A 14084-nucleotide genomic window follows, 5' to 3' on the forward strand; every position below is an offset into this window, starting at 1 on the left:
TCTTTCAGTCATGAGTGTCTTAATGTGTGACTAGCGCTCACTGTCAAGTTTAAAACGTGCTTTTATGTACTTTACTCGCATTCTATTTATTTGCTTGAGAGCGTGACTCTAGATTTAAAACTTAACCATTGTCACATTATTCCTATTATAAGAAATAAACAGATTAAGATGACAGGGATAAACTGTTTCATTTTTCTCGAGCGCCATGATTCACGCTACAAATATGAAATTAAGAAGTGACTTGTTGCATCAATCAAGAGCACCCTGTTGAGGGCAAATACGGTATTAACTTATTATGGGGTGCCTTTTATTGTAAGGACAAAATGCAGATCATATCAAAAGAGCGACTTATAAAAGGGTGATCTGAAATATGAAGCAGCTTCTTAAACATGCAAAAAAATCAGTATTAAAATGTAAAAAAGCCGAGCTTAGCTCGGCTTTGATATAAGAGACCTAATAAGTGGGGAGAGCTTATTTATATTGCGCGTCTAGTGTTACACCTGAGAACGTGCTGTAAGCTCTAAGACCGATATGCCAAGTACCTGCTTGTGGGTTTGTGAAAGTACAAGTTTCAGCATTACCGTTTTTATAAGGGCGACAATCGTAAGAAGACGTTGTAGGCTGGCTACCTTGTCTTACGTACAGGTCAGCATCACCAGAGCCACCTGAAATAGTAACAGTGAAGCTTGTCATACCTGCTGGAATATCAACTGTTTTACGAACCCAGTTGCTGCGGCTTGCAGATAGGTTTGTTTCAGTAATACCACCTGGCTGAGGACCAACAGAACCAGCTGTTAAATCACCTTTTAAGCTAACACCTGAGTACGCAGAGTAACCATTAAGCATTACATGGTAAGTACCTGCAGCTGGGTTATCAATTGAACATACTTCGTTGTTACCTGTTTTATAAGGACGACACTCGTATGATGATGTAGTTGGCTTGCTACCCGCTTTCACATACATATCAGCATCACCAGTACCACCACTCATAGTGAAGGTAACTTTGCTTGTATTTGCAGGAATTTCCATAGTGAAGAAATCTTGTGCATTTCGAGCGCCGCTTAGGCCTGTTTTAGCTACACCATCTGCAAGTACGTTATCACCTACTGGTGGAGGCGTTGTACCACCTGAAGCTTCAGCTACGGCAGCTGCCGCATCAACAATACCCGTACCACAGTTGTTACATGTAGCAGCAAAGCTCTTAGTTGTGCTCTTTAAGATAGACTCAACTTCGTCTGGCGTTGCAGAAGGTTTAGCTTGCTTGATAAGTGCCGCTACACCAGCAACGTGAGGTGCCGCCATAGATGTACCCTGAGAGTAAGAGTAGCTATCTGAGCTTGGCGTGCTAGAACCTGAATTGTAGGTAGAAAGAACACCTTCTGGGTCATTTGCGAAGCTTTGTGCGCCGCCAGGAGCTGCAACATCAATGTTAGAGCCGTAGTTTGAGTAGTAAGCACGACCGCCGTTACGACCAACAGATGCAACGTTAACTACGCCAGAACAGTTACCAGGGTTATAGTTTGCAGAGTTATCGTTATCGTTACCTGCAGCGATTACCACAACAGCACCGTTTGCACGGGCTTGGTTGATTGCGTTTTGTGTGGTTGAACTACAAGAACCACTACCACCTAAACTCATATTGATAACATCAGCTGGGTTCGGGTTAGCTGGAACGCCAGAAACAGAGCCACCTGCAGCCCAAATAATACCGTCAGCGATATCAGAAGTTAAACCACCACACTTACCAAGTACACGTACAGGCACAACTTTAGAGTCATAAGCAACACCAACAACACCTTCGCCGTTGTTTGCTACTGCCGCTACTGTACCTGCAACGTGAGTACCGTGCCAGCTTGAGCTGCGCGCACTGTGTGTGTAACCACATTCATTTGCCGAAACCGCATCGCCTGGGTCACGTGCATCTGAATCACGGCCGCCACCATCGTTTGCCACAGAAAGATTAGAGATCATGTCGTAACCAGGTAGTAGGTTAGCATTTAGATCAGCGTGAGGACGGTAACCAGTATCAAGAACAGCTACAGTTACGCCAGCACCTGTTGCGTTATCCCATGCTGCAGGCGCGTTGATACCAGCCGCATTTTCAAAGTAGTGCCACTGATCAGAGTAACGCGGATCGCTTGGAGTTGCTGTAGGTTGTAACATTTGGTCAATTTCGATGTATTCAACGTTACCTGACGCTGCAATTTCTTGCATTAGAGCATTGGCTTCAAGAGCAGAAAGCTTCTTATTAACACGCATAACGTGGTGATTGCTTAGTGCCATTGCTCTAACGTACTGAGGCGTTACATTTGCTTTTTTGCTTTTGAAGTTTTTAACAAAAGATTTTGCACGTTGGTTCATCATTGCTGGAGACATTTCGCCAAGATCAGCAGACATTAGCATTTGTTGTTGTGAGCTGTCTTTGTACTTGATGATGAATTGTGTACCAAAGTTAGATTGATGTTTAAGTTTTACCGCTGTTTGGCTTTGCGAAGGCGCATTGAATTGCTCTAGAGAAGGAAGAGCAGCTGCTGAACCGGCTACCATAGCAGATGCCATTGCTAGGCTAAGTGCACCTAATTTGAATGTTTTTTTATTTGTCATAATTTTTCCCAATAGTCACTTGTTGTTTTTATTCGCCAAACTGCGGCGAGAAAGAAAGGTAAAATAAAAGTTAACAAAGTAAAAGTATTGAAAAGGTTATTTAACTATTTGAAATAGTTATAACGGGATGGCTAAACGTCTTCTGGTGTTTTAATGGTATTGATTATTATAGTTTTTTTAAATTTTTATGATTATTTTCATGGTGCTTTTTGAATGTAAACGCTTGTAAATGAGGGGGTAATACTTAGTTAAATTTATGCTTGTTTGCACAAAAGAGCGACCATCAGGGTATAATCCTCCCTCATTTCGCTAATACAGAGAAAAATATGTTGCAATACGATGTGGTGATTATTGGTGCAGGTGCTGCGGGTTTAATGTGTGCCGCACAAGTAGGCTATCGTGGCAGACGCGTCGCAGTCATTGATATGGGTAAAAAACCAGGTCGTAAAATACTCATCAGTGGAGGAGGACGTTGCAACTTTACTAATGAAGGGGCAAGTCCATCTAATTATTTATGCGACAATCCTCATTTTGTGAAATCGTGTTTAAGTCGTTATACCCAACATGATTTTATTGAGCTGGTTGATCGTCATGGTCTTGCATATCACCATAAAACGCTTGGTCAGCTATTTTGCGACAATAGCGCACAAGATATCGTTGATATTTTAATGACTGAATGTGATTGGGCGGGGGTTGAGCTACACCTAAGAAATGAAGTACTAGATGTTTCCTTGTTAGAAAATGGCGGTTATCAAGTGACTACCTCTGATAAAGTTTTTTCTTGCAAGTCGTTAGTTATTGCTTCTGGTGGATTAACCATGCCTAAACTTGGCGCTACGCCAATTGGCTATAAAATCGCAGAGCAATTTAATTTAAAAGTGTTGCCGACTATGGCTGCACTGGTGCCCTTTACCTTACATGAACATGATAAAACGCGTTTTGATGGTTTATCAGGTGTGAGCATTTCATGTTTAGTCTCGAGTGAATGCGGCACTAAATTTAGAGAAAATATTTTATTCACTCACCGCGGTTTATCAGGGCCGGCCATTTTGCAAATATCATCGTTTTGGCGAGCTGGGCAAGCGGTGACGATTAACTTATTGCCTGATCTCCAATTAGATGAAGCTATTCACCAATGGCGCAAAGAGCAAGGCAATAAGTCTTTAAAGAATGCCTTGTCTAACATTTTGCCAAAGCGCTTTGTTGAAGTGTTGATCAACGAACACGCGATTCCTGACAAAGCGTTGAATCAATTAACACACACAGAAATTGATGAAATTGCAAAATACATTCACCAGTGGCAGATCAAACCCAATGGCACAGAAGGCTACAGAACAGCTGAGGTAACCCTAGGCGGTGTTGATACCGATGAGTTAAGCTCAAAGACATTTGAATCGAAAAAGCAAAAAGGTTTGTATTTTATTGGTGAAGTAACCGATGTGACTGGTTGGCTAGGGGGCTATAACTTTCAGTATGCGTGGAGTTGCGGCTGGGCATGTGGGCAGGCTTGTTAGTTTTTCGGCATAAATAACGGCCTACAAAACTACAGATTGGGTATTCAATAGTAGCTGATAAAATTACTCATTTCACCTTGCGCAAAAGTTACCTTGCCGCCATAAATGACGACCTACAGATAACAAAACCATCACCTGTAGGTTGTGCTTTAGCCAACAACTTATTGATTTAATGCCACACTCACAAGGGAAGCTTAAACTAATATATTTAACTCATTATTCAATGCCATTGCTGCAGAACGATTAGGCGCATTTAACTTTTCTAAAATTTTCGCAACATGGTTCTTCACCGTATATTGGCTGATACCTAAGATCATACCAATCTCACCGTTGGTTTTACCCGATGATATCCAATCTAACACTTCTTTCTCACGTCCTGTAAGTAAGTGGATCGGTGATTTATAAGCTCTCATAGACTCATACCTAAAGAGTTGTGCTTTATGTAGATAAGGTAAAATGAGCTCGATTAGATAAGACGCTGGGGCTGATGCATTTGAGCGTTTGTTATTAAAGGCCACCAAAGTCACAAATCCAGAGTCTTGGTTATCTAAATCATATGTCGCGATATCAGATAACGGGTTTCTCGCTTTTGTATAGCTTTTTAGTAAGTTAATATTATTTAGTTTATTGCAACTGATGCTTTTGAGCAGTTGTTGTTGCAGATCTGGTGAAAATGCGACGGCATAATCAGCTTTTACAGACAAGTCAGATTTGTCAATTAGTGCGATGTATAGCGCTTCCTTTTCAGCAAAAAACATAACCTCTTCAAAAGTAGTGAGATCAAAAGAACGGTCCTTAATAGATGTTTTTAACAGCTCTATGGCCTTTAAAATACTTGATAGCTCTTCAGTACAACCTAAAAACATGTGCATTCTCCTTAAAATACGATGTCAAGGTAATGAATTTATTCATATTAATTCTGCAGGCGGTGCAGTTACTAAATTCAAATTTAATTAATCGCGTGATTAATTAAAGCATGAATGCGGAATTGATAGCAATTAAAAGTGAAGAAATTGTGAATGAAAAAGAATAAATTATTGATTTTGAGTAATTGTCATAAAACTGGGTGGGAAACGAGCAAAGTAAGACCGTATAGACGGATATTAGTAATTTTTATGTAATCTAATAACACAGTTGAGTGAGGTAATGACAGGTGATTCAAGATCTCTGATTTTGCAACATCAGTGATAGATGGTCCTATCAGACTATACGATCTGTCAACATATATGGTTAGACTTAACAGGTGATTGAAAGGGATCAAGGTGTAATATGATTGAAAGATTACGACGACCATCGTCATGGCCATTTTATTTTACTGTGCTGATTTATGCTTCATTGATTTGGTTACAAGGCCTCTCGAATTCATTGTTGCAAATAGTTCATGAATTTGAGATCGCATTAACGATGGCATTAGGCTCTTTTGTGGCCGGTGGAACAGCTTTAGGTGGGGGAGCGGTCGCATTTCCTGTGATGACCAAGGTTTTAGCCATAGAGCCTGCTACAGCTAAAGTGTTTTCTCTGGCGATACAGAGCTTTGGTATGACTGCGGCAGCAATCACTATTTTTTGTCGTCGTATTCCTATTTATACCAACATCGTTTTTATGGCATTGCCTATGTCGGCTTTAGGCGTGGCAATCAGTTTGTTGTATGTAGCCCCATTCGTGCCGAGATTATTGGTTAAATCGATTTTCAGTTTTCTACTCTTGTGTTTTGCTATTACCATGGTGCTGCGCTGGTGGCGAAAAGCGCATCATCAACCCAGTGCTGAGCATATAAAGCCTAGCTTAGGACGCTTTTTATTAGTTGGGTTTGTTGGCGGTATTGCTAGCGGTTTAGTGGGGTCTGGTTCGGATATCGCATTATTTGCTTTGCTTATCATTGCCTACCAAGCCGACATCAAAAAAGCGACCGCAACCTCTGTAGTAGTGATGGCATTTACTTCATTGGTGGGCAGCGCCATTAATGCTTGGCATCTCAATGCAATTACGCCTGAAATAGAACAATATTTATTGGCCGCAATTCCTATTGTTGTTGTTGGCGCACCACTCGGGGCTTATGTTTGTTCAAAAGTGAAAGTTGGCCAACTAGTGAGTTTTTTACTGTTGTTAATCAGCCTAGAGGTATTCTTTACAGGTTATGAACTATGGCAGCAGTAAAAGCAATCATCAACTGGCACTCGCAATCAAGAGAGTTAGCATAAGTATCTATTCTATAAATACAAAATAAACTTCAGTTGACTAAATAATGAACTTTATATTTAATTAACCAGTTGGTTAATTAAATATAAAGAGAATAAAATGACAACAAAAGTTACTCGAGGAAGACCTGTTTGCGAAAACAAAAAAGCGGAACAAAAGGCTAAGCTGGTTATTGCCGCACAGCATTTACTCAACATGAAGTCGTATAGCCAGATCACCATTCGAGAGATAGCTGCCGAAGCAAAAGTAAACTCAGCGATGATCAAATATTACTTCGATAGCAAAGAAGGCCTATTCGTAGAGTTGATCCAAGCCTTGGCAGACGAGCAATTTTCTCATTTTGATGATTTGCATGCACAAGCTCGGCCTGTTTATCACTTTATGCGTCAGTTCAATCAAATCCTGCAAACGAACCCCGGATTTGTGCATTTATTAGCGGAAGAAATTCTAAATAAAACCACGCCATTAGCGCAGGCTTTTATGAGTGCGTTTCCAGAGCGAGTGTCACAATTTTTACCTGAGTTAATCAAACAAGAAGTTGGCATTGATGATCATAAAACAGCCAAGCTAGCGGCTTTTTCACTGATGACACAATTGGTGTCACCTTACATTTTTAAAACACTACGCCAGCAAGCTTGGCAAATTGAAGACGCCGATATACAAAGCGAACAGCGTGTAAAGGAATTATATCTACAGTTTATTTTTGGCTTAAAGGAGCAACAAACTCATGAGGTGGAATTTTAGTGCAAGAAGGAACTTGCCTATCGCAGTGGCGATTGGCGTTCTATTAGTTGTCATCATAGTTAAATTAAATGCGTCAATGCAGCATCAGCCTGCGACTGATGACGGTCAATTAGCGCATTATCAGTTGCTCAATCAGCGAGCAATAAAGCCAGAAATAGTGGGCTTTGGACGCGTAGAGCCAAATATTAAATTTAATAGTATTGCCGAAGTGTCGGGTAAAATTACCTATGTGCATCCAGCGCTAAAAAAAGGCGAGTTATTTGAGCAAGGCTCTTTATTACTAACTATAGATGACAGTGATTACCAACTCCAACTGGCAAAAGCCAATGCCAACTTAGCTGCAGCAGAGGTCGAACTTGCAGCCAAGAAGACCGCACAATTGAATAATGCGCTCGACATTAAACTTAGCCACAATAAGCTCAAAATAGCGCAAAGCGAATACGAGCGCTTAGCGCGTTTACTTAAGCAAAAAAGCATATCTCAAAATGAGCTAGATAGAGCCCAGCAACAAGTGTTATTGCAACAGCAAGACTTGCAACGTAACGAAAATACCAAAAGCTTGTTGCCGTTAGAGATCAAAGCTCTACAGGCGGGAGTCAATAAAGCCCAAGCCGATGTGAAACAAGCAGAGCTTGCGATTGAACGTACACAAGTTCGTCTGCCATTTACGGGACGTATTCATAAAGTTAATATTGAGCAATCGCAATGGGTCACCATGGGCATGCCATTATTCAGTGCCAGCGATGTGGCGCAAGTACAAATAAATGCCCAATTCACCTTTAACAGCTTTCATCAATTTACGGGATTCTTTCAACGTCCACCTAATATTACAACGGTATCTGCCCAAGGTATGGCCGCCTATTTTGACGAACAAGGTTTGCAAGCTCAGGTAGAGTTATTGGGTCATGAAGGTATGCGCTGGCAGGCTAAAATTGCTCGTATGAGTGATGAAATAGACCCACAAAGCCAAACTGTTGGGGTGGTTGTCACCATTGACGATAGTTATAAAAATATCGAGCTGGCAAACAAGCCGCCCCTATTGGCAGGTATGCGCGTAAAAGTAACATTATTAGCCACAGAGCAAAACTTCATTGCGGTGCCGAGGGCGGTAGTAAAAGGTCGCTATGCGCTTTTAGCCGATGCACAAAACACATTACAAAAACTTGATACGCGTAGTGCGCTGAAGCAGCAAAATTATTTCTTATTTCAAGATGAAAAGTTAGTAGGTGCGAAACTGATCACCACAGATCTGTTTCCTGTGATCGCAGGCAGTAAATTACAGTTAGTGCCAGAAAATGCCGTATTGGCGGTGACATCAGTGAAGGAGCTGTAATAATGATCCGCTTTTTTGCTGCACACCCCACAGCAGCCAATATCTTGATGTTGCTGTTTATCGTGATTGGCTTAGTCAGCTTACCGCAAATACACCGTGAAACTTTACCTAAAATCAACCAGTACCAGCTCGATATCGTGGTGCCTTACCCCGGAGCCAGTGCAGAAAACGTCGAACAAAAGATCTGTTTAAGTCTAGAGAGTGCCTTAGATGGGATCAGCTTTTTAGAAGAAAAACATTGTGTGGCAAGACAAAATGTTGGCCAGATGACGGTCAAAATGTTTGAACAAGGTGACTTTGAACAGTTCAGTACTGACGTTAGAAATGCCATCGATACCATAGATGATTTTCCTGTTCAGGTTGAGCAATGGACCATCAATGAACGAGGACGTACACAAGATGTGGTGAGTGTCGCAGTCACCACTCATGCGGCACAAAATGGAGCAGACAACGGTTTATCGCGCGTTGAGTTAAAAGCCTTAGCTGAGCAAGTTAAAGTGACTTTACTGCGCCATCCAGACATTCCGATTGTTGAAATCAACGACTTTTCGAAACATCAACTGCGTGTGACAGCATCGCAAGACGCGCTGCAACAATACGGCATGAGCTTGCAAACCTTGAGTCAGCGTTTAACTGCGCAGAATATCGAACTGCCGCTCGGTGTGCTCGAAACTTCAGAAGCCGACACGCAAATTCGTATTAAAGACGAACGTCGCTCTGCGGAGCAGTTGGCAGATGTAGTAGTGAGCACAGGCACACAAGGTAATCATGTGCGCATCGCTGATTTAGGGCAAGTGAGCGATACGTTTGAACGCGATGAAAAGCAGATCTTTTTTAACGGTGTGCCAGCGGCCATAATCACCATTAAAAAGAACACCAATGAAGATAGCTTGCGAGTGTTACATGCCACCGAAGCGGTGCTGGCAAAGTTACAAACCAGTTTGCCTAGTGGGGTGCATTTAACCTTGACCAACGACAACACCAGTTTAGTTAAAGACAGGATCAACCTGTTGCTCACCAATGCGTGGCAAGGTTTGTTGTTGGTATTTTTTGTAATGTGGCTGTTTTTCTCTTTTAAATATGCGTTTTGGGTGGTGATGGGTCTACCTGTGTCATTTTTAGCGAGTTTCTTTCTAATGATGCACTTAGGGATCTCAATCAATATGCTCTCTATGGTGGCGCTGTTATTGGCGCTTGGGATCTTAATGGATGATGCCATCGTGATCGCCGAGTCTATTGGATCGCACATTGAAAAAGGCTTAAAAGTGCAAGATGCTGTGCTTCAAGGCACTAAAGTCGTCTTGCCAGGGGTGTGTTCTTCGTTTGTCACTACGTTATGTATTTTTGTTGGTTTGATCTTTATTGAGGGCAATTTAGGGCAGATCTTAAAAGTGATCCCCATTGTGCTTATTTCTGTTATCACCGTTTCTTTGATTGAAGCCTTCTTCATTTTGCCGAACCACTTAAGTCACGCCCTACAAAGTAAAAGCAAAGACGGAAAATGGGCACAACGTGTTGGTGCTATTCGGGCTCGTTTTGAAACTAAGTTTACCCATTGGAATCAGCAGATATTGCATTTGAACCATGTGTTGATCCGCTATCGCTACTTGGTGTTCGGTACGGTGATCGCCACCTTTTTATTGTCTCTGAGTATGTTGATTTCTGGCGTGCTGAAATTTACCGCGTTCCCTGATATTGATGGTGATGTATTACAAGCGCGTTTGTTAATGCCAAATGGCACGCCGTTGGTTAAAACCCAGCAAACCATGCGAAAGATTGAGCAAGCTTTGGCGCGCACCAATGCAAAACTCAGCGAGCAAGAAGACGGCGAGTTGGTGATTGCCAGCACGGTGGTGTATGGGCAAAACCCAGACTACCAAGATCAAGGGGCCAACTTGGCTTATATTTCAGTGGATTTACTCAGTGCAGAGCAGCGCAATACTCACTTACAGGCCTTTTCGGATCTATGGCGCAAAGAATTAGGTGATGTGCCAGAGGCGCTGAGTTTATCGTTTAAAGAACCAAAATTGGGACCTCAGGGCAGAGCGGTCGATATTCGTTTGCAGTCTGACGACATAGAACAGTTGAGTCGGGCAGCCTATGAGCTAAAAAACTGGTTAAAGGGTTATCCTGGAGTGCAAAATATTACCGACGATTTGAGGCCGGGCAAACCTGAGTTTACCTTGACGCTTAAACCGGATGCATTAGTTACGGGCATTACCTCTGCGGACATAGCGCAGCAACTTAGGCCAGCATTTCAAGGCAGCAAATTATCTGACATTCATGTTGGGCTCGAAAATTACGAAGTGACAGTAAAACTGGCAGCGCAAAGCATGGACGAATACAGAGATTTTGATAACTTTCTGATTATTCATCCAAAAAGCCAAGTTGCCATTCCCTTAGCTGCGCTAGTTAATATCGAGCAAACCAGAGGGCTTGCGGTGATCAACCGCGTGAATAATATGCCGACGGTTTCTGTATTCGCTGATATCGACAGTGAGCTTAATACCGCCTCTGCGGTGGTCAAAGATGTCGAAAAACGCTGGCTGTCTGAGCTCAATTCACGCTTTCCCGATATGGCTTACAGTATTGAAGGTGAAGTCAAAAATGCGGGGATCACCCAGTCGTCTATGCGCCGCGCTATGTTACTCGGCATGATAGGTATTTTCTTGCTGTTGGCTTTGCAATTCCAAAGTTATATTGAGCCTTTAATTGTCATGGTGTCTATTCCGTTTGCCATGATAGGCGTTATTTTAGGTCACTTTATTATGGGAATTAACTTCTCGATGCCCTCGCTAATGGGCTTTATTTCGTTGGCAGGTATTGTTGTTAATGATTCAATTTTGTTAGTGCAATTTGTGAAGCGTCGTGTCAAAGAGGGTTTGTCAGTACATGATGCTGCCGCTCAAGCAAGTCACGACCGTTTTCGTGCGGTGGTGTTAACATCAGTGACCACAATAGCGGGTATGACGCCATTATTGTTCGAAACTAGTTTGCAGGCGCAGATCTTAATTCCGCTGGCGACCAGCATTGTGTTTGGTATTTTAGCCTCCACTTGTTTGGTACTGCTGGTGTTACCTTGTTTGTATAGCATTTTAGAAGACTTTGGGGTAGCAAAGCCTTATCACAGTCATCATGGTATAGACTCGAGCAATGCGGTTAAGGAGCACGGGTTAGATGGTAATGTAAAAGTTAACGTAGTTGTAAAATCAATTTAAACCGAGTAACAAAATTTAAAGGCCACAGCGAGGCAAACCGCTGTGGCTTTTTTAGCTGAGAAAAAAAGAGCCCTGTCGGGCTCAAACACTAGGCTTAATTAGCGTTGGATGGTTGAAATGAATGGATTTAAGACTAAATAGCTTGGGAGCGACCTGATAGTTGTTTTATCAAATCAATATCGGTATTGCCTATCATGTCGATAGGCAGAGAGATTTTTTTATCTATGATCTTTTTTGCGGCCATAAAATCTTTAGCCGTGTTAATGCAATCTGCTGCGATGATTCGGCCTTGCTTTAAATACCACAATGAAAAACTGTTTGATGAATGTTGACGTAATACAGTGTTGTCATAGCCATGATTTAAGCCTGCGATCTGAATTTTACAGTCGTATTGATCAGACCAAAACCAAGGCACTGACGACGTCACCGCCTGATGTTTACCACATATAGTCGCAGCAGCAGTTTTTGCTTGTGCTAACGCATTTGGCACAGATTCAATACGTGTTGCGATACCACTGTGATGCTCAATACCTATGGTGCAATCGCCTGCAGCATAAATATTTTTATCTGTGGTTTGGCATAGTTCATTGACCACAATGCCATTTTGCTCCACCAGTAATCCAGCTTGTTCAGCAAGCTCAGTGTTAATTTCGGCGCCAATACCAACAATGACTAAATCGGCATTAAAATACTGCTCAGGAGCGTCTAATTGGGTAAGTGTTTTACAACGCACCCCAGTCACGGTTTGCTCACCGGTGAATGCTAAAACTTGTGTGTTGGTATGTATATCTACGCCCTGTTGTTGGTGAAGCTGCTGATAAAACTCAGAAATAAACGGGGCGGTAACGCGAGCAAGCAATCTCGGCGCTTGCTCTAGTAGTGTTATTTGATGGCCCATTTTATTGAGTACAGCAGCGGTTTCTAAACCAATGTAGCCGCCTCCAACCATCAAAATACGTTGTTTATCTGTGCTAAGCCGTGTGGCTAACTGTTCAATATCTTTCAGGGTTTTTATATAAAAAACATTATTTAATTCACTGCCTGAACAAGTGATTTTACGCGCCCGACTGCCCGTGCACAGTAGCAAATGGTCATAGCTTAGGCGCTCACCATTTTGCAGTACCACACTTTGTAAAGCGGGCTCTATTCTTGCCACTCGAGTGCGTAATTTTAGGGTGATGTTATCTTTTTGGTAGGCTTGCTCAGGTCTTATTAATAAGCCTTTTTCATCTACCTGACCCAATAAATAATTTTTAGAAAGCGGTGGGCGATGATAGGGCAAGCTGTGTTCATCACTGATCAAAACAATTTCGTCAGTCCAGCCTTCTTTCCTTAAGCTAATACACGCTTGCGCGCCAGCATGTCCGCCGCCAATGATGATGCATCTTGCCATGATGTTATCCCTTAATTTTGTGGCTAAAGCTCAGATTATCCAGGGCTAGTATTGAGATTCTGGTAATCTTACTTGCAAGCCATGGTGTTCATCAGACACTAAAACCTGGCAACTTAGACGACTTAACTCCGTCGGCTCTGAGACCATTTCTAGCATATCTGCTTCACTACTATTTGGTTCGTTTACTTTACCTTGCCAGTCGTCAGTTAAATAACAATGACAAGTTGCGCAACTACCTGAACCACCACACTCAGCTTCAATGCCGTCGATCATGTTTTCCATCGCGGCTTGCATTAAAGAAGTCCCTGCTGGCACATCTATGGTGGTTTCATTGCCGCTAAAATCAATAAAAGTAATATCAGGCATAACGACTCCTACACAGAAAAACGACTAAGTTGATTAATTTCAGCCAAGATAGCCGCCGGATCGGCTTCTAGTTGACTGTCCATTGTGGTATTCCAGCGGTTTAAAAAGCCACAAATGGCGATAACTGCAGAGATCTCAATCACTGCCGCTTCACTAAAGTGCTTACCTAAGTTGTCATAATGGTGTTTTTCTAGATGAGCAGGCGAGGTGCTTGCAGCAAATGCAAAGCGAAGTGCTGCGCGTTCAGCATCGTCATATAAAATGCTGGTTTCAAATTCAAATGCGGCCAACACCTTGGCACGATTCACATTCACGCGACTAGCAATATGCGAGAAATGCCCCTGACAATATTGGCACCCCGCAGCATTAGAACTAATGGTGGCAATCGCCCATTTTAGTTCTGTGCTGATGTGTTCAAATTGGCTTAAGCATCCAAACAACTGCCCAAATGCTTTAGCTAGCATAGGGTTTTTAGCCATGGTCAAAATGCCGTTTGGAATAAACCCTAGATTGTTCTCAATGCCCTGCAAAATGGGCTCTAACTCAGGAATATCAGCGCGACTAACCGGGCTGACTAAGTGGTTTTTAGTTTGCTGCATTGCAGTCTTCCTAACTGTGATAGCGAACCATCAAGGTATAGCTAAGCGTAGAACATTCCTATAGTCCCAACGGACCAAGGCCATAGTCCACAGGGGCTATATGGCTATAACAAC

Annotated in this window: 10 protein-coding genes; 5 read left to right on the top strand and 5 right to left on the bottom strand. The window is 42.3% G+C overall.

Annotation, left to right across the window (positions count from 1 at the left end; genetic code table 11):
• Positions 1-471: 471 nt before the first annotated feature.
• Positions 472-2604, bottom strand: coding sequence for a S8 family peptidase (locus CWB72_RS15290; RefSeq protein ID WP_138633107.1), 2133 nt, complete (start codon positions 2602-2604; stop codon positions 472-474).
• A 326-nt stretch (positions 2605-2930) separates the two neighbouring features.
• Here CWB72_RS15290 and CWB72_RS15295 point away from each other — a divergent pair, with 326 nt between their 5' ends.
• Positions 2931-4118: an NAD(P)/FAD-dependent oxidoreductase gene (locus CWB72_RS15295; RefSeq protein ID WP_138633110.1), complete on the top strand. Its 1188-nt coding sequence runs from the start codon at positions 2931-2933 to the stop codon at positions 4116-4118.
• A gap of 194 nt (positions 4119-4312) precedes the next feature.
• Here CWB72_RS15295 and CWB72_RS15300 read toward each other — a convergent pair whose 3' ends face one another.
• Positions 4313-4984, bottom strand: a complete 672-nt coding sequence (locus CWB72_RS15300; protein WP_171037328.1) for a helix-turn-helix domain-containing protein — start codon at positions 4982-4984, stop codon at positions 4313-4315.
• A 403-nt stretch (positions 4985-5387) separates the two neighbouring features.
• Between CWB72_RS15300 and CWB72_RS15305 the strand changes: the two genes are divergently transcribed.
• From CWB72_RS15305 to CWB72_RS15320, 4 genes are all read left to right on the top strand, one after another.
• Positions 5388-6275 (top strand): sulfite exporter TauE/SafE family protein, encoded by an 888-nt coding sequence (locus tag CWB72_RS15305; RefSeq protein WP_138633113.1) that lies wholly within the window; start codon positions 5388-5390, stop codon positions 6273-6275.
• A gap of 141 nt (positions 6276-6416) precedes the next feature.
• On the top strand, positions 6417-7061 hold the full coding sequence (locus tag CWB72_RS15310) for a TetR/AcrR family transcriptional regulator (protein ID WP_138633116.1): 645 nt from the start codon (positions 6417-6419) through the stop codon (positions 7059-7061).
• Positions 7045-8394 carry an efflux RND transporter periplasmic adaptor subunit gene (locus CWB72_RS15315; protein WP_138633119.1) on the top strand — a complete coding sequence of 450 codons (1350 nt, stop codon included), beginning with the start codon at positions 7045-7047 and terminating at the stop codon, positions 8392-8394. Before CWB72_RS15310 ends, CWB72_RS15315 begins: the two co-directional genes overlap by 17 nt.
• 2 nt (positions 8395-8396) lie before the next feature.
• Entirely contained in the window at positions 8397-11612 is a 3216-nt protein-coding gene (locus CWB72_RS15320) for an efflux RND transporter permease subunit (protein WP_138633123.1), read from the top strand.
• 133 nt (positions 11613-11745) lie between these two features.
• Here the strand turns inward: CWB72_RS15320 and CWB72_RS15325 are convergent, their stop codons facing one another.
• Genes CWB72_RS15325 through CWB72_RS15335 form a run of 3 tightly spaced genes read right to left on the bottom strand, consistent with a single transcriptional unit; the run spans position 11746 to position 13970 of the window.
• Positions 11746-13005: an NAD(P)/FAD-dependent oxidoreductase gene (locus tag CWB72_RS15325; protein WP_138633126.1), complete on the bottom strand. Its 1260-nt coding sequence runs from the start codon at positions 13003-13005 to the stop codon at positions 11746-11748.
• A 45-nt stretch (positions 13006-13050) separates the two neighbouring features.
• Positions 13051-13371: a 2Fe-2S iron-sulfur cluster-binding protein gene (locus tag CWB72_RS15330; RefSeq protein ID WP_130254559.1), complete on the bottom strand. Its 321-nt coding sequence runs from the start codon at positions 13369-13371 to the stop codon at positions 13051-13053.
• Between the two features lie 8 nt (positions 13372-13379).
• Complete coding sequence (locus CWB72_RS15335) at positions 13380-13970, bottom strand: carboxymuconolactone decarboxylase family protein (protein WP_058028748.1); 591 nt, start codon at positions 13968-13970, stop codon at positions 13380-13382.
• Positions 13971-14084 lie beyond the last annotated feature (114 nt).

The sequence above is a fragment of the Pseudoalteromonas phenolica genome (genome assembly GCF_005886345.1).
Lineage (GTDB): Bacteria > Pseudomonadota > Gammaproteobacteria > Enterobacterales > Alteromonadaceae > Pseudoalteromonas > Pseudoalteromonas phenolica_A.

Excerpts from the sequence above, each read along its gene's own strand:
- CWB72_RS15325 (WP_138633126.1), bottom strand. The coding sequence starts at position 13,005 with ATGGCAAGATGCATCATCATTGGCGGCGGACATGCTGGCGCGCAAGCG.
- CWB72_RS15295 (WP_138633110.1), top strand. The coding sequence starts at position 2,931 with ATGTTGCAATACGATGTGGTGATTATTGGTGCAGGTGCTGCGGGTTTA.
- CWB72_RS15315 (WP_138633119.1), top strand. The coding sequence starts at position 7,045 with ATGAGGTGGAATTTTAGTGCAAGAAGGAACTTGCCTATCGCAGTGGCG.
- CWB72_RS15305 (WP_138633113.1), top strand. The coding sequence starts at position 5,388 with ATGATTGAAAGATTACGACGACCATCGTCATGGCCATTTTATTTTACT.
- CWB72_RS15290 (WP_138633107.1), bottom strand. The coding sequence starts at position 2,604 with ATGACAAATAAAAAAACATTCAAATTAGGTGCACTTAGCCTAGCAATG.
- CWB72_RS15330 (WP_130254559.1), bottom strand. The coding sequence starts at position 13,371 with ATGCCTGATATTACTTTTATTGATTTTAGCGGCAATGAAACCACCATA.
- CWB72_RS15320 (WP_138633123.1), top strand. The coding sequence starts at position 8,397 with ATGATCCGCTTTTTTGCTGCACACCCCACAGCAGCCAATATCTTGATG.
- CWB72_RS15300 (WP_171037328.1), bottom strand. The coding sequence starts at position 4,984 with ATGTTTTTAGGTTGTACTGAAGAGCTATCAAGTATTTTAAAGGCCATA.
- CWB72_RS15335 (WP_058028748.1), bottom strand. The coding sequence starts at position 13,970 with ATGCAGCAAACTAAAAACCACTTAGTCAGCCCGGTTAGTCGCGCTGAT.
- CWB72_RS15310 (WP_138633116.1), top strand. The coding sequence starts at position 6,417 with ATGACAACAAAAGTTACTCGAGGAAGACCTGTTTGCGAAAACAAAAAA.